The organism is Streptomyces sp. 7R007, from assembly GCF_054850255.1.
The window spans coordinates 33879-50196 of record NZ_JBTWMV010000043.1; the positions used below are offsets into that span (position 1 = coordinate 33879).

Consider the following 16318-nt stretch of genomic DNA (forward strand, 5'->3'; position numbering starts at 1 on the left):
GTGAGCGAGAAGAACCGTGACGGAAAGCGCACCGCCCGCGAGCGGCTGGCGGTCGAGCGTGAGAAGCAGAAGGCCGCGGAGAAGCGGCGGCGGACCCTGATCGTGGGCGCGAGCGTCGTCTGCGTCTTGGGCCTCGCGGCCGTGATCGGCGTGGTCGCGGCGAACGCGGGCAAGGACGACGACCAGTCGGCGGCCGGACCGGTCGCGGCCCCCTCCGGGGCACAGGGCAAGGACAGCCTGGCGATCCCGGTCGGCACGGCGGGCGCCAAGGCCAAGCTCACCGTCTGGGAGGACTTCCGCTGCCCGGCCTGCAAGGCCTTCGAGGCGGCGTACCGGCCCACCCTCCACGAACTGACCGACGCCGGACAGCTCCAGGTCGAGTACCACCTGGTCCGGCTCATCGACGGCAACCTCGGCGGCACCGGCTCCCTCCGCGCGGGCAACGCCGCGGCGTGCGCGCAGGACGCCGGCAGGTTCCGCGACTACCACGACGTGCTCTACACGAACCAGCCCGAGGAGACCGACGACGCCTACGCGAGCAACAGCAAGCTGATCGAGCTGGCCGGCAAGGTGAAGGGTCTCGACACCCCGGCCTTCCGCACCTGCGTGAACAAGGGCACGCACGACAGCTGGATGGACAAGTCGCACGCCGCCTTCAAGTCGAGCGGCTTCACCGGCACGCCGACCGTGCTGCTCGACGGCAAGAACATCTACCAGGACCAGTCCATGACGCCCGCCAAGCTGAAGCAGCTGGTGCAGCAGGCGAACAAGGGGTGACCGGCCGGGCGGGGGTAAGGCGCGTTCACACCCGCCCGTTATGGAGCCGTAGCCGGGCCGCCCGCCGGATGCCCGGTCCGGCACGGTAGCGTCGACCCTGCCATGGAACTTGCCTACATTCCCAGCCCGTCGCGCGGGGTGCTGCACCTCGGCCCCATTCCGCTGCGCGGCTACGCGTTCTGCATCATCATCGGCGTCTTCGTCGCGGTCTGGCTCGGCAACAAGCGCTGGATCGCCCGCGGCGGACGCGCCGGCACGGTGGCCGACATCGCGGTCTGGGCCGTGCCCTTCGGCCTCGTCGGCGGCCGGCTGTACCACGTGATCACGGACTACGAGCTGTACTTCAGCGAGGGCCGTGACTGGGTGGACGCGTTCAAGGTGTGGCAGGGCGGTCTCGGCATCTGGGGCGCGATCGCGCTCGGCGCGCTGGGGGCGTGGATCGGTGCGCGGCGCCGGGGCATCCCGATGCCCGCGTACGCCGACGCCGTCGCACCCGGCATCGCCTTCGCGCAGGCGATCGGCCGCTGGGGCAACTGGTTCAACCAGGAGCTGTACGGCAAGGAGACGCACGTCCCCTGGGCGCTGCACATCACCTCGTCGACGGACGGCCGCGTGCCGGGGTACTACCACCCGACCTTCCTGTACGAGTCCCTGTGGTGCATCGGCGTCGGCCTGCTGGTCATCTGGGCCGACCGGCGCTTCCGGATGGGACACGGGCGGGCGTTCGCGCTGTACGTCGCCGCGTACTGCGTGGGGCGGGCGTGGATCGAGTACATGCGGGTCGACGACGCGCACCACATCCTGGGGCTGCGGCTGAACGACTGGACCGCGTTGGTCGTGTTCCTGCTGGCGGTGACGTACATCGTGGTGTCGGCGAGGAAGCGGCCGGGCAGGGAGGCCGTGGTCGAGCCGGGGGTGACCGACGAGGTGGCCGGTGATGCCGCCGACGCGGAGGGCGACGCCGGGGGCGATGAGGCCGAGGCCGAGGACGAGGCCCCCGCGGATGAGGTGGAGGCCGACGCCGAGGCGAAGGACGGGGCCGAGTCGGCCAAGAAGAGCTGACGGTTCGGCGCCGACAAGGTGACTGTCGGCCGGCTAACGGCGGTGGGCCAGGGTCAGGGTTCGGTGGGCCGCCGTTACTGCCGCCGCGTCGATGAAGGTGCCGTTGGACAGGGCCTGGGCGCCCTGGTTCCGGGCGGCCGCCTTGATGATCGTTTCCGCCTCCTCGATCTCCCGGGCGGTGGGGAGGTAGGCCCGTTCGATGATCGGGAGCTGCCGCGGGTGGATCGCGGCGCGGCCCAGGAAGCCCAGGGCGCGGCCGCGGGCGCAGCTGGTGGCGAGGCCCTCCAGGTCCCGGGTGTCCGGGTGGACCGACTGGGGTGGTGGGGCCAGGCCCGCCGCCCGCGCGGCCACGACGACGCGGGAGCGGGACCAGTCGAGGCCCGCGTCCTCCCGTACGCCCAGGTCGGCCCGTAGGTCCGTCTCGCCGAGGGCGATGCCGCGCAGGGTGGGGGCGGCGGAGGCGATGGCGTACGCGTGCTCGATGGCCAGGGCCGTTTCCAGGAGGGCGTAGAGGGGGGTGGGCGTGGTCTGCGCGACACGGGTGATCCGGGTGGGGGACGTCACCTTCGGCAGGCGCAGGCCGGCCAGGCCGGGAAGGGGAGGGAAGGCGGTCAGCGCGGTCAGATCCTCGGCGGCCAGCGGGGTGCCGGGGGCGTTGACGCGGACGTGGACCGGGACCGGCTGGGGGTCGGTGAGCAGGTCGGCGGTGGCCTCGCGGGCGTAGGCCTTGCGGTCCGGGGCGACCGCGTCCTCCAGGTCGACGATGACGACGTCGGCGCCCGAGCGCAGGGCCTTGGCGACGACGTGCGGGCGGTCTCCCGGGGCGTAGAGCCAGGTGAGGGGCGGGTCGGCCGTCATACCGCGCCCTCTTCCCGCAGCGCCTTCACCTCGGTGCCGCTCAGGCCCAGTTCGGTCAGGACCTGCTCCGTGTCCGCGCCGTGCGGGCGACCCGCCCAGCGGATGGCGCCAGGGGTGGCGGAGAGACGGAAGAGGACGTTCTGCATGCGCAGGGGGCCGAGGTCGGGGTCGTCGACGGTGGTGATCGTGTCCAGGGCCGCGTACTGCGGGTCGGCCAGCACGTCCCGTACGTCCTGGACGGGGGCGATCGCCGCCTCCGCCTTCTCGAAGGCAGCCAGCACCTCGGTGCGGGTGCGGGCGGCGATCCAGGTGCCGACCGCCTCGTCGAGGACGTCGGCGTGCGCGGCGCGGCCGGCGCCCGTGGCGAACCACGGCTCGTCGATCAGCTCGGGCCTGCCCACCAGGTGCATCAGCCGTTCCGCGACCGACTGGGCCGACGTCGAGACGGCGACCCACGTGCCGTCGGCCGTGCGGTAGGCGTTGCGCGGGGCGTTGTTGGCGGACCGGTTGCCGGTGCGGGGCTGGACGTAACCGAGCTGGTCGTACCAGGTGGGCTGCGGGCCGAGGACGGCGAGGATCGGTTCGATGAGGGCCATGTCCACCACCTGGCCCTCGCCGGTGCGGTCGCGGGCCGCGAGCGCCGTCATGACCGCGTACGCCGTCGCCAGGCCCGCGATCGAGTCGGCGAGGCCGAACGGCGGCAGCGTCGGGGGCGCGTCCGGTTCGCCGGTGAGCGCGGCGAAGCCGCTCATCGCCTCGGCGAGGGTGCCGAAGCCGGGGCGGTGGGCGTAGGGGCCGAACTGACCGAAGCCGGTGACCCGGGTGAGGATCAACCGGGGGTTGGCCGCGCACAGTTCGGACCAGCCGAGGTCCCACTTCTCCAGGGTGCCGGGGCGGAAGTTCTCGATCAGCACGTCCGCGGTGGCGGCCAGGCGCAGGAGGGTGGCGCGGCCACCCGGTCGGGAGAGGTCGAGGGTGATCGTGCGCTTGTTGCGGCCGAGGAGCTTCCACCACAGGCCGACGCCGTTCTTCGACGGGCCGTGGCCTCGGGAGGGGTCGGGTTTCGCGGGGTGTTCGACCTTGACGACCTCCGCGCCGAAGTCGCCCAGCATCGTGGCGGCGAGCGGGCCGGCGAAGAGGGTGGCCAGGTCGAGGACGCGCAGGCCGGTCAGCGGGGCCTCGGTCATGGGCGGGACGCCTCCTGGTGGGTGAGGTGGGCCAGGGTGTCGAAGCCGACGCCGTCGAAGGCGCCGACGGAGGTGGCGAGTCGGTTCTTGAGCGGGGTGGTCCAGTGGTCGGGGAGGGCGGCGGGGCTGCCGGCGAGCAGGGCGGCGATGCCGCCGGCCGTGGCGCCGTTGGAGTCGGTGTCCCAACCGCCGCCCACCGCACGGCTGATGGAGCCGGTGAAGTCGCCGTCGGCGTGGGTGAGGGCGGCGGCCACGAGCGCGGTGTTGGGGATGGCGTGCACCCAGTGGTGGGTGTCGCCGTAGGCGGCGTGGAGTTCGTCCACGACGGTGTCGAAGTCGGCGTGCGCGTGGGCGAGTCGAAGGGCGTGCCGGATCGCCCGGGCGAGCCGGGAGTGCGGCGGGACGACCCTCAGTCCGGTGCGCAGGCAGGCGTGGACGTCGTGGGCGGCGGTCGCCGCGGTGGCGATGACGGCCGCGGTGAACATCGCCGCGTAGACGCCGTTGGCGGTGTGGGTGAGGGTGGCGTCGGCGTGGGCCTGTTCGGCCGCGGCGGCCGGGTCGCCGGGGTTGGTCCAGCCGTGCACGTCGGCGCGGATCGACGCGCCGATCCATTCGCGGAAGGGGTTGCGGTGGCGGGCCGTGTGCGGGGGTTCGAGGCCGCCGAGGAGGTTGCGGTAGGCGATGCGCTCGGCGGTGAAGGTGCGGCCCGCCGGGAGTTCGTCCAGCCAGAGGGCGGCCACGTCGGCGGGGGTGAAGCGGCGGCCGTGGCGTTGCAGCAGGAGGAGGTTGAGGAGGGGGTAGTCGAGGTCGTCGTCCTCGGGCATCCCGTCGATGTTCTCGGCGAGGGAGGTGGCGGCGGAGCGGCGGTTCCAGGGGTGGGCGGCGAGGAGGTCCGCGGGGACGCCCGCGGCGGTGAAGTAGGTGCGGAGGGGCCAGTTGCCCGTTGACCGGGCGAGGTCGCGGATGGCGGTGAGGGGGAGCTTCTCGACCGGCTTGCCGAGGAGGCAGCCGACGGCACGGCCCAGCCAGGCCGCTTCGAAGCGTGCCCGCGTGGGGGGTGCGGTGCGGGTACGGGAGGGCCAGTCCGGGCAGGTGGCCTTGATCTCCGTGAGGCTCGTCGGCTCCGCCTCCGTGAGTGTGCTGGGCAGGTCGGCCAGTTCGTCGAGCAGGTCCTCGGCCAGTTGGCGCAGGTAACGCGAGGCGCGTCGCGGTGACGCCCCGGCCCGTGCGGGAGCGTCGGCACCACCCGCCCTCCGCCAGCGCGCGGCGATCGCCGACGGCTCGCGGCCGTCCAGTCGCGCCTGGCGCAGTTCGTGGCCGAGCAGGTCCTCCGGCTGCACCCAGGTCAGTCGGAGCATCCGGGGCCTCCGAGTTCCGCGAAGGCCGACTCGTGGGCACGGCGGCGGCGTACGTCCCGGGCGAAGACCTCGCGGGTCACCTCGGTGAGGGTGCGGGCCGGTTGCCACAGGTCCAGACGGCTCGCCTCGGCCACCGTCTTGGACCAGTCGTCCGGGACCGGGGAGCCGAGGGCGCCGGCCAGGGCGCCCGCCATCGTGGCGATGGAGTCGCAGTCACGGCCGTAGTTCACCGCGCCGAGGACCGCGTGGCGGAAGTCGCCGCCGGAGACCAGCAGCATGCCCAGGGCGACGGGGAGTTCCTCGATGGAGTGCAGGCGGGAGGGGCGGCGGGCGCCGAGGGAGGGGGCCCGGTAGTCGGGGCCCACGGTGTCGTACGGGCTGACCGCCTCGCGCAGCGGCAGCAGTGCCGACTCGAAGTCCGTGTGGCGCGACGCCACTTCGCAGACCCGCTCGATCGCCTCGCGGGTGCCGTCCCTGGCGAGGGACAAGGCGGTCGAGACGACCGAGTCCGGGGTGGCCGCGGGGGTGCAGGCCGCTGCCACCGCCGCCGCGAGGACGCCCGCCGCCTCCCTGCCGTACGACGACTGGTGGGCGCCCGCGATGTCCAGGGCCTCGGCGTAGGCGGCCGGCGGATGGGCCGCGTTGACCAGGCCGACCGGGGCCGTGTACATCGCGGCACCGCAGTTGACGATGTTGCCGACGCCGGCCTCACGGGGGTCGGCGTGGGCGTAGTGCAGGCGGGTGACCAGCCATTTCTCGGCCAGGAAGACACGGTGGAGGGGGAGGGCCTCGGATTCGAGCTCCGGAATCCAGCGGGGGGTGGTCATCAGGTCCGGGACCAGGTGGTCGGCGATGGCGTAGGCGTCCAGGTGGTCGCGGACACGGGCGTAGACCCGGATCAGGGCGTGCGTCATCAAGGTGTCGTCGGTGACGTGGCCGTCGCCCTTGTGGTACGGCGCGAGGGGGCGGGCCGTGCGCCAGGCGTCGCCGTTCCAGGGGCCGACGATGCCGTGGACGCGGCCGCCGTGGCGTTCGAGGATCTGCGCGGGGGAGTATCCCTCGACCGGGCCGCCCAGCGCGTCGCCGACCGCCGCGCCCACGAGGGCGCCGGTGATCCGGTCCTCCAGGCTGACTGCTTGTGGTTTTTGGGGTGCCATGCCCGAATCATCCTCCCGGTGGGGGTGGTTGCGTGGCTTCGAGGAGTCCGGCGAGTTCCACCAGGTCGGTGGCGGTGAGGCGGGGGAGGGCGCAGCCGGAGAGGGTGCGGCAGGCGTCCCGCCAGGTGGCGGGGATCGCCGCGCCGCCGCCGAGCGCGCCGGTGAGGGCGCCGACCAGGGCGGGGGCGGAGTCGGCGACCCGGGAGAGGCAGGCCGCCGCCGGGACCGCCTCGGCGATGCGGCCGTGGGCGGCGGTGGTCAGGGCGAGGGCGACCGGGACGGTTTCGGCGGCGGCGATGCCGTAGCTGTAGACGTGGTCGACGATCTGGTGTTCCAGGAGGGGGACGAGGGCGAAGGCGGATTCGGACTGCCGGGTCAGGTGCAGGGCGTGGCGGGCGTTGCGGCCGATCTCGGTGGACTCGGGGAGTTCGGTGAGTGCGGCGGTCACGCAGGTGTGCACGTCCGCACCGGTGAGGGCGAGGGAGACGGCCGCGGCCATGGCGCGGGCGCCCAGGACGCCGTCGCCGTCCTGGGTGTAGCGGGCGTCGAACTCGGCGAGGGCGGCGGCGAGTTCGGGGTTGCCGGGGTGGGCGAGGGCGAGGACGCAGGCGCGGATGCAGGCGGCGTCGTCGAAGTAGTGCGGGTTGTCGTGGCCGGTGGCGGGCGGGCGGAGGCCGGCGGCGAGGTTGCCGAGGCCGGCGTGGACGGAGATGCGGGCGCGGAGGGGGAGGACGGCGGATTCGATCTCCGGGGCGCGGTGGGCTGCGGCGGCGACTTCGGTGGCGAGGGCGTTCCAGGTGAGGTCGATGGCGGCGCGGGTACGGCGGTGGCGGCTGAGGTCGGCGAGGGTGGTGTCGTTGCCGGCGAGGAGGAGGGCCTCGGCGGTGAAGGCCGCCCATTCGGTGTCGTCGGAGGGGCCGAGGAGGAGGGGGTCGGGGGGTTGGTTGAGGGCGAGGGGGACGGGAAGGGTGGTGGTCGCGTTGTGTTCGGCGAAGGTGTCGAGTTCGCGGGTGAGGCGGCGGGTCCAGTCGGGCATGCGAGTGGCTCTGTGCCGGGCGGCGGGCCAGCCGGCGGCGTCGCCTGCGGCGAGGCCCAGGAGGAGACCGACGGTTCTGGACGCCTCGGGGGCCTCCTGCGGGATCTGTGGCCCGTCACCCGCCTCGGCTTCGCCTTCGGCGGGTTCGTTCCCACCCGCAGCACCCGTGTGGCTTTCGTGGTCGGGTGTGAGTGTTTTCAGCGGGCTGGACTCGTCGTCGGTGACCGTGGTTCCGGCAGTACTCGTGTGGCTTTCGTGGTCGGGTGCGAGTGGCCCCAGCGGGCCGAACTCGCCGTCGGCGACCGCAGGTTCGAGCGGCTTCACCCCAGGGGGCGCCTGGTCGAGTAGTTCTGTCGGGGTTTCGTCCCAGGGGGCCGGTGGGGTCATGTGGGTGTGCCTCTCGCGGGCTCGGTGAGGAGGTCCGCCACCTCCAGGACGTGGTGGCCCGCCATCGACGGGAGGCAGGTGCCCCGGGCCGGGGTGATGGCCGCGGCCCAGTCCGCGGGGATGCAGGAGACGCCCTGTGTCGCGCCGGCGAGCGCGCCCGCCACCGCCGCCGTCGTGTCCGCGTCGCGGCCCATGTTGACCGCCGTGAGGACCGCGTCGCGGAAGTCGCCGTCGGCTGCCGCGTAGGCGCCGAAGGCGAGGGCGACGGCTTCCGGGGCCAGGTCCGTCCAGGGGTAGCCGCCGATGACGACCGCCGAGCGGACCGCTCGTTCGCCCTGGTGGGCCACCGCGACGGCCCGGCGCAGGGAACGGGCCGTCCAGGAGTCGTCCGGGACGACCGCCAGGGCGGAGGCGATCACGGCGGCGGGGGCGGCGCCCGCCATCGCCGCCGCCGCACCCGCCGCGACCGCCTGGCCGCCGTAGATGCCCTCCCCCTCGTGACTGATGGAGCCGTCGATCGCCGCCAGCCTCGCCGCCTCGGCGGGGCGGCCCGCGGCGAAGACCCCGAAGGGTGCCGCACGCATCGCGAGTCCGTCGCTCCAGGCGTGGCGGTGCTGGGCGGAGATCGGGGCGGCGAGGCCGCGGCGCAGGTTCTCCAGCGTGCCGCGTTCGCTGAAGCCCGCGCCCCGGAAGGGGCCCTCGGCCCGGTCCGCGATCCACTCGTGCCAGGCCGCCTCGACGTGCGCCGGGGTGAGGGACGAGCCGTGGCGGGCGAGGAGCAGCCCGGAGAAGATCGCGTACTCCGTGTCGTCCGTGCCGGCGGGGTGGTCGGTGACGTAACCGGTGATACGGCCCCAGCGGGCGCGGATCTCCGAGGGCTTCATGTTCTCCGCGGGCGCTCCCAGGGCGTCGCCGACCGCCAGGCCCAGCAGTGCGCCGCGGGCCCGTTCGCGCGGCGCGGCGGCGGTGCCGGGAGACGGGACCGAGGGGATGCGGGCGGTCGATGCCATACGCGGCCTCTTCGGGACGGGGGTTCGCACAGGGCGCGGAACCTCTGCGGATGTGTCCCACCGTCGGCGGTTGACCTGAGCTTCGGGCCGCCTCCTGTCACCCGGTCGACCGGCAGAAAATCCGGGCGCCCGGCACGAAACCGCAGGTTAGCCGAGCCTTTCCTTGCTGGCGGGGCGGGAATTCCGGGCGTAGATTCGGGGTTGTCGAAGAGTAGAACTTGTCCAAAGTTAGCTTTGGCTTAGCTTCCCTGGGGGCTCCGGAATGGCGATCATCGAGACCGAGGCCGCGCTGCACGAGGCGCACCGCGACAACCACACCCACCGCGACGTCAACGGTGGATGGCTGCGGCCGGCCGTGTTCGGGGCCATGGACGGTCTCGTCTCCAACCTGGCGCTGATGACCGGTGTCGCCGGCAGCGCCGTGAGCCCGCACACCCTGGTCCTGACCGGGCTCGCCGGCCTCGCCGCCGGCGCCTTCTCCATGGCCGCCGGCGAGTACACCTCCGTCGCCTCGCAGCGCGAGCTCGTCGAGGCCGAGCTGGACGTGGAGCGCCGGGAGCTGCGCAGGCACCCGATGGACGAGGAACTGGAGCTCGCCGCGCTGTACGAGTCGCGGGGCGTCGAGCCTGGGCTGGCCCGCGAGGTCGCCCGGCAGCTGTCGAAGGACCCCGAGCAGGCGCTGGAGATCCACGCCCGGGAGGAGCTCGGCATCGACCCCGGGGACCTGCCCTCGCCGCTCGTCGCCGCCGTGTCCAGCTTCGGCTCCTTCGCGCTGGGCGCGCTGCTGCCCGTACTGCCGTATCTGCTCGGTGCGACCGCGCTGTGGCCGGCGCTGCTGCTCGCGCTGTTCGGGCTCTTCGCCTGCGGGGCGGTCGTGGCGCGGGTGACGGCGCGCAGCTGGTGGTTCAGCGGGCTGCGGCAGCTCGCCCTGGGTGGCGCGGCGGCCGGTGTGACGTACGCCCTGGGCAGCTTGTTCGGAACGGCCGTAGGATAGGTCGGCTGGTACTTATGCGTTGGGCCGCATAAGTAGCCGTTACCCGCTGGTTTCGGATGCTTAACCACCGGGCATGAGCCGTAAGCGCTGTGGGCAATGAGGCCTGCCGTGCACCCCCGGGAAGGGCGACGCGGCCCCTCCCGTTCTCGGGTCGACGGACACCGATCTGTCCCGCTCGGCCCCCATAGCTTCCATCGCAGGGCGCGGTACCCGCACCGCAGCCGCGCGATGTCCGCATGTTGGAACGGATTATCCCGGTTCCCGAGAACCGCTCCATCATGTAACCTGCACGAAATTTTGCACTCAGCAGAGGGCCAACGTCGTCCCTCGGCAATATGCATGCCACTTGAGACGACGACGGGAGAGCCGATGCGTACGCCGCGCCAGCCGTCCCAGCATTCCGCGAATGGCCAGAACTGGTCCTTCATGGATGCTCGCCCTGCTGCGCAGGGTATGTACGACCCCCGCTTCGAGCGCGACGCGTGCGGCGTCGGCTTTGTGGCCACCCTCACCGGCGAGGCGTCCCACACCCTGGTCGAACAGGCCCTCACGGTCCTGCGCAACCTCGAACACCGCGGCGCCACCGGCTCCGAGCCCGACTCCGGCGACGGCGCCGGAATCCTCTCCCAGGTGCCGGACGCCTTCTTCCGCGACGTGGCCGGATTCGAGCTGCCCGAGGCGGGCTCCTACGCCGTCGGCATCGCCTTCCTGCCCGAGGACGGCACCGAGACCGCCGTCTCACAGATCGAGACGATCGCCGCGGACGAGGGCCTCACGGTGCTCGGCTGGCGCGAGGTTCCCGTCGCCCCCGAACTGCTGGGCGCCACGGCCCGCTCGACCATGCCCGCCTTCCGGCAGCTCTTCGTCGCGGACGGCGCCTCGCGGGGCATCGACCTCGACCGCAAGGCCTTCGCGCTGCGCAAGCGCGCCGAGCGCGAGGCCGGTGTCTACTTCCCGTCGCTCTCCGCGCGCACCATCGTCTACAAGGGCATGCTGACCACCGGCCAGCTGGAGCCCTTCTTCCCGGACCTGTCCGACCGCCGGTTCGCGTCGGCCATCGCGCTGGTCCACTCGCGCTTCTCCACGAACACCTTCCCGTCGTGGCCGCTCGCCCACCCCTACCGCTTCGTCGCGCACAACGGTGAGATCAACACCGTCATGGGCAACCGCAACTGGATGCGGGCGCGCGAGTCGCAGCTGGTCTCCGACCTGTTCGGCGACAAGGGCCTGGAGCGGATCTTCCCGGTCTGCACGCCGGACGCCTCCGACTCCGCCTCCTTCGACGAGGTGCTCGAACTCCTGCACCTGGGCGGCCGTTCGCTGCCGCACTCCGTGCTGATGATGATCCCGGAGGCCTGGGAGAACCACGACTCCATGGACCCGGCCCGGCGCGCCTTCTACCAGTTCCACTCCACGCTGATGGAGCCCTGGGACGGCCCGGCCTGTGTCACCTTCACCGACGGCACCCAGGTCGGCGCGGTCCTCGACCGCAACGGCCTGCGCCCCGGCCGCTACTGGGTCACCGACGACGGCCTCGTCGTCCTCGGCTCCGAGGTCGGCGTCCTCGACATCGACCCGGCCAAGGTCGTCCGCAAGGGCCGCCTCCAGCCCGGCCGCATGTTCCTCGTCGACACCGCCGAGCACCGCATCATCGAGGACGACGAGATCAAGGCGACTCTCGCCGCCGAGCAGCCCTACGCCGAGTGGCTGGAGGCCGGCGAGATCGAGCTGGGCGACCTGCCCGAGCGCGAGCACATCGTCCACACCCACGCCTCGGTCACCCGCCGCCAGCAGACCTTCGGCTACACCGAGGAAGAGCTGCGCGTCATCCTCGCGCCGATGGCCAAGACCGGCGCCGAGCCGATCGGCTCGATGGGCACGGACTCCCCGATCGCCGCGCTCTCCGAGCGCCCGCGGCTGCTGTTCGACTACTTCACCCAGCTGTTCGCGCAGGTCACCAACCCGCCGCTGGACGCCATCCGCGAGGAGCTCGTCACCTCGCTGCGCAGCTCGCTGGGCCCGCAGGGCAACCTGCTGGAGCCGACCGCCGCCTCCTGCCGGTCCGTCGTGCTGCCCTTCCCGGTCATCGACAACGACGAGCTGGCCAAGCTCATCCACATCAACGCCGACGGCGACATGCCCGGCTTCAAGGCCGCGACCCTCTCCGGTCTGTTCCGGGTCTCCGGCGGCGGCGAGGCCCTCGCCGCCCGCATCGACGAGATCTGCGCCGAGGCCGACGCCGCCATCGACAACGGCGCCCGGCTGATCGTCCTGTCGGACCGCCACTCCGACGCCGAGCACGCGCCGATCCCCTCGCTGCTGCTGACCGCGGCCGTCCACCACCACCTCATCCGCACCAAGCAGCGCACCCAGGTGGGCCTGCTGGTCGAGGCCGGCGACGTCCGCGAGGTCCACCACGTCGCCCTGCTCATCGGCTACGGCGCCGCCGCCGTCAACCCGTACCTGGCGATGGAGTCGGTCGAGGACCTGCTGCGCGCCGGCACCTTCATCAACGGCATCGACCCCGAGAAGGCCATCAAGAACCTGATCTACGCCCTCGGCAAGGGCGTGCTGAAGGTCATGTCCAAGATGGGCATCTCGACCGTCGCCTCCTACCGCGGCGCCCAGGTCTTCGAGGCCGTCGGCCTCGACGAGTCCTTCGTCGCGAAGTACTTCAGCGGTACGACCACCAAGATCGGCGGCGTCGGCATCGACGTCATCGCCAAGGAGGTCGCCGCCCGCCACGCCAAGGCGTACCCGGCGAGCGGCATCGCGCCCGCGCACCGGGCCCTGGAGATAGGCGGCGAGTACCAGTGGCGCCGCGAGGGCGAGCCGCACCTGTTCGACCCGGAGACGGTCTTCCGCCTCCAGCACTCCACGCGCACCGGCCGCTACGACATCTTCAAGAAGTACACCGAGCGCGTGAACGAGCAGTCCGAGCGCCTGATGACGCTGCGCGGCCTGTTCGGCTTCAAGTCCGACCGCCCCTCGATCCCGATCGAGGAGGTCGAGCCGGCCAGCGAGATCGTCAAGCGCTTCTCCACCGGCGCCATGTCGTACGGCTCCATCTCCAAGGAGGCGCACGAGACCCTCGCCATCGCCATGAACCAACTGGGCGGCAAGTCCAACACCGGTGAGGGCGGCGAGGACCCGGAGCGCCTGTACGACCCGGCCCGCCGGTCCGCCATCAAGCAGGTCGCCTCCGGCCGCTTCGGCGTGACCTCGGAGTACCTGGTCAACGCGGACGACATCCAGATCAAGATGGCCCAGGGCGCCAAGCCCGGCGAGGGCGGCCAGCTGCCCGGCCACAAGGTCTACCCGTGGGTGGCGAAGACCCGGCACTCGACCCCGGGCGTCGGCCTGATCTCCCCGCCGCCGCACCACGACATCTACTCCATCGAGGACCTGGCCCAGCTGATCCACGACCTGAAGAACGCGAACCCGCAGGCGCGGATTCACGTCAAGCTGGTCTCCGAGGTCGGCGTCGGCACGGTCGCGGCGGGTGTGTCCAAGGCGCACGCGGACGTCGTGCTGATCTCCGGCCACGACGGCGGCACCGGTGCCTCCCCGCTCACCTCGCTCAAGCACGCGGGCGGCCCCTGGGAGCTCGGCCTCGCCGAGACCCAGCAGACGCTGCTGCTCAACGGCCTGCGCGACCGCATCGTCGTGCAGACCGACGGCCAGCTCAAGACCGGCCGCGACGTCGTCATCGCCGCGCTGCTGGGCGCCGAGGAGTTCGGTTTCGCGACCGCGCCGCTCGTCGTCTCCGGCTGCGTCATGATGCGCGTCTGCCACCTGGACACCTGTCCGGTCGGCATCGCCACCCAGAACCCGGTGCTGCGCGACCGGTTCTCCGGCAAGGCCGAGTACGTGGTCAACTTCTTCCAGTTCATCGCCGAAGAGGTCCGCGAGCTCCTGGCCGAGCTGGGCTTCCGCTCCATCGAGGAGGCCGTCGGTCACGCCGAGGCGCTCGACGTGACCCGCGCGGTCGACCACTGGAAGGCGCAGGGCCTGAACCTGGAGCCGCTGTTCCACGTGCCGTCGCTGCCCGAGGGGGCGGTGCGCCACCAGGTCATCGCCCAGGACCACGGCCTGGAGAAGGCGCTCGACAACGAGCTGATCAAGCTCGCCGCCGACGCCCTGGCCGCCGACTCGGCGACCGAGGCCCAGCCGGTGCGCGCCCAGGTCTCCATCCGCAACATCAACCGCACGGTCGGCACCATGCTCGGCCACGAGGTGACGAAGAAGTTCGGTGGCGCGGGCCTGCCCGACGACACCATCGACATCACCTTCACCGGCTCCGCCGGCCAGTCCTTCGGCGCCTTCCTGCCGCGCGGTGTCACGCTGCGCCTGGAGGGCGACGCCAACGACTACGTCGGCAAGGGCCTCTCCGGCGGCCGCGTGATCGTCCGTCCCGACCGGGGCGCCGACCACCTCGCCGAGTACTCGACGATCGCGGGCAACACCATCGCCTACGGCGCCACCGGCGGCGAGCTGTTCCTGCGCGGCCGTACGGGCGAGCGGTTCTGTGTCCGCAACTCCGGTGCCACGGTCGTCTCCGAGGGCGTGGGCGACCACGGCTGCGAGTACATGACCGGCGGTCGCGCGGTGGTGCTCGGCCCGACCGGCCGCAACTTCGCGGCCGGCATGTCCGGCGGCATCGCCTACGTGATCGACCTCGACCGCGACAACGTCAACGTCGGCAACCTCGGCTCCGTCGAGGCGCTCGACGACACCGACAAGCAGTGGCTGCACGACGTGGTGCGCCGGCACCAGGAGGAGACCGGCTCCACGGTCGCCGAGAAGCTGCTGGCCGAGTGGGACACCGCCGTGGACCGCTTCAGCAAGATCATCCCCAGCACGTACAAGGCAGTGCTCGCCGCCAAGGACGCCGCCGAGCGAGCCGGTCTGTCCGAGACCGAGATCACCGAGAAGATGATGGAGGCGGCGATCAATGGCTGACCCGAAGGGCTTCCTGAACCACGGCCGTGAGGTCGCCAAGTCCCGTCCCGTCGAGGAGCGCGTCAAGGACTGGAACGAGGTCTACGTCCCCGGCTCCCTGCTGCCGATCATCAGCAAGCAGGCCGGCCGGTGCATGGACTGCGGCATCCCGTTCTGCCACAACGGCTGTCCGCTGGGGAACCTGATCCCCGAGTGGAACGACTACGCCTACCGCGAGGACTGGACCGCCGCCTCCGAGCGCCTGCACGCGACCAACAACTTCCCGGAGTTCACCGGTCGCCTCTGCCCCGCTCCCTGCGAGTCGGCGTGCGTGCTCGGCATCAACCAGCCGCCGGTCACCATCAAGAACGTCGAGGTCTCGATCATCGACAAGGCGTGGGACGCCGGCACCGTCGCCCCGCAGATCCCCGAGCGCCTGTCGGGCAAGACGGTCGCCGTCATCGGCTCGGGCCCGGCCGGTCTGGCCGCCGCCCAGCAGCTGACCCGGGCCGGCCACACCGTCGCCGTCTACGAGCGCGCCGACCGCATCGGCGGCCTGCTGCGGTACGGCATCCCCGAGTTCAAGATGGAGAAGCGGCACATCAACCGCCGTATCGAGCAGATGCGCGCGGAGGGCACCCGCTTCCGCACCGGCATCGAGATCGGCCGTGACCTCAAGGCGACCGACCTGAAGAAGCGGTACGACGCGATCGTCATCGCCGCCGGTGCCACGACCGCCCGTGACCTCCCCGTCCCCGGGCGGGAGCTGAAGGGCATCCACCAGGCGATGGAGTACCTGCCGCTGTCCAACAAGGTCCAGGAGGGCGACTACGTCGTGTCGCCCATCTCGGCCGAGGGCAAGCACGTCGTGGTCATCGGCGGCGGCGACACCGGCGCCGACTGCGTGGGCACCGCCCACCGCCAGGGCGCGGCCTCCGTCACGCAGCTGGAGATCATGCCCCGCCCGAACGACGAGCGGAACCCGGTCAGCCAGCCCTGGCCGACCTTCCCGATGCTGTACAAGGTCACCTCCGCGCACGAGGAGGGCGGCGAGCGGGTCTACTCCGTCTCCACCACCCACTTCGAGGGCGACGAGGACGGCAACGTCCAGTGGCTGCACCTGACCGAGGTGGAGTTCGTCGACGGCAAGCTGACCCCGAAGCCGGGCACGGAGCGCAAGATCCCCGCCCAGCTGGTCACCCTCGCCATGGGCTTCACCGGCACCGACCAGGAGAACGGTCTGGTCGAGCAGTTCGGCCTGGAGCTCGACGCGCGCGGCAACATCGCCCGCGACGCCGACTTCCAGACCAACGTCCCCGGTGTCTTCGTCGCCGGTGACGCGGGCCGCGGCCAGTCGCTCATCGTGTGGGCGATCGCCGAGGGCCGCTCGGCCGCGCGGGGCGTGGACCGGTTCCTGACCGGCGCCAGCGACCTGCCGGCGCCGATCCGCCCGACGGACCGCGCGCTGACGGTCTGACGGTGCCCCCGAGGGCCTGACGGTCCGTCAACAGACGTCCCGTACAAAGGCGTACGGAACACCAGGCGGCGCCT

The 16318-nt window shown here is 72.2% G+C and carries 11 protein-coding genes; 5 read left to right on the forward strand and 6 right to left on the reverse strand.

The window, feature by feature from the left end; genetic code table 11:
- Both ACYF6T_RS35375 and lgt read left to right on the forward strand, forming a co-directional pair.
- Complete coding sequence (locus tag ACYF6T_RS35375; protein ID WP_461701691.1) at window positions 1-777, forward strand: DsbA family protein; 777 nt, start codon at window positions 1-3, stop codon at window positions 775-777.
- 102 nt (window positions 778-879) lie between these two features.
- Window positions 880-1839 (forward strand): prolipoprotein diacylglyceryl transferase, encoded by a 960-nt coding sequence (gene lgt / locus ACYF6T_RS35380; RefSeq protein WP_461701692.1) that lies wholly within the window; start codon window positions 880-882, stop codon window positions 1837-1839.
- A gap of 33 nt (window positions 1840-1872) precedes the next feature.
- On the opposite strand, the gene ACYF6T_RS35385 is transcribed toward lgt, so the two are convergent.
- From ACYF6T_RS35385 to ACYF6T_RS35410, 6 genes are read right to left on the reverse strand one after another with little or no spacing between them, the layout of a single operon-like run.
- Window positions 1873-2697: an HpcH/HpaI aldolase/citrate lyase family protein gene (locus ACYF6T_RS35385; RefSeq protein ID WP_461701693.1), complete on the reverse strand. Its 825-nt coding sequence runs from the start codon at window positions 2695-2697 to the stop codon at window positions 1873-1875.
- A complete protein-coding gene (locus ACYF6T_RS35390; RefSeq protein ID WP_461701695.1) occupies window positions 2694-3884 on the reverse strand; it encodes a CaiB/BaiF CoA transferase family protein in 1191 nt (396 codons plus the stop codon). Before ACYF6T_RS35390 ends, ACYF6T_RS35385 begins: the two co-directional genes overlap by 4 nt.
- Window positions 3881-5242 carry an ADP-ribosylglycohydrolase family protein gene (locus ACYF6T_RS35395; protein ID WP_461701697.1) on the reverse strand — a complete coding sequence of 454 codons (1362 nt, stop codon included), beginning with the start codon at window positions 5240-5242 and terminating at the stop codon, window positions 3881-3883. The genes ACYF6T_RS35390 and ACYF6T_RS35395 overlap by 4 nt, the downstream gene beginning before the upstream one ends.
- Window positions 5230-6399, reverse strand: coding sequence for an ADP-ribosylglycohydrolase family protein (locus tag ACYF6T_RS35400; RefSeq protein WP_461701698.1), 1170 nt, complete (start codon window positions 6397-6399; stop codon window positions 5230-5232). Before ACYF6T_RS35400 ends, ACYF6T_RS35395 begins: the two co-directional genes overlap by 13 nt.
- A gap of 7 nt (window positions 6400-6406) precedes the next feature.
- Window positions 6407-7822, reverse strand: a complete 1416-nt coding sequence (locus ACYF6T_RS35405) for an ADP-ribosylglycohydrolase family protein (RefSeq protein WP_461701700.1) — start codon at window positions 7820-7822, stop codon at window positions 6407-6409.
- Window positions 7819-8832, reverse strand: coding sequence for an ADP-ribosylglycohydrolase family protein (locus tag ACYF6T_RS35410; protein ID WP_461701701.1), 1014 nt, complete (start codon window positions 8830-8832; stop codon window positions 7819-7821). Before ACYF6T_RS35410 ends, ACYF6T_RS35405 begins: the two co-directional genes overlap by 4 nt.
- A 262-nt stretch (window positions 8833-9094) precedes the next feature.
- Between ACYF6T_RS35410 and ACYF6T_RS35415 the strand changes: the two genes are divergently transcribed.
- The 3 genes from ACYF6T_RS35415 to ACYF6T_RS35425 all read left to right on the forward strand — a co-directional run bounded on the left by ACYF6T_RS35415 (window position 9095) and on the right by ACYF6T_RS35425 (window position 16244).
- On the forward strand, window positions 9095-9826 hold the full coding sequence (locus ACYF6T_RS35415) for a VIT1/CCC1 transporter family protein (RefSeq protein WP_461701702.1): 732 nt from the start codon (window positions 9095-9097) through the stop codon (window positions 9824-9826).
- 369 nt (window positions 9827-10195) lie between these two features.
- Complete coding sequence (gltB, locus tag ACYF6T_RS35420) at window positions 10196-14788, forward strand: glutamate synthase large subunit (RefSeq protein WP_461701703.1); 4593 nt, start codon at window positions 10196-10198, stop codon at window positions 14786-14788.
- Window positions 14781-16244, forward strand: coding sequence for a glutamate synthase subunit beta (locus tag ACYF6T_RS35425; RefSeq protein WP_461701704.1), 1464 nt, complete (start codon window positions 14781-14783; stop codon window positions 16242-16244). The genes gltB and ACYF6T_RS35425 overlap by 8 nt, the downstream gene beginning before the upstream one ends.
- Window positions 16245-16318: the final 74 nt, after the last annotated feature.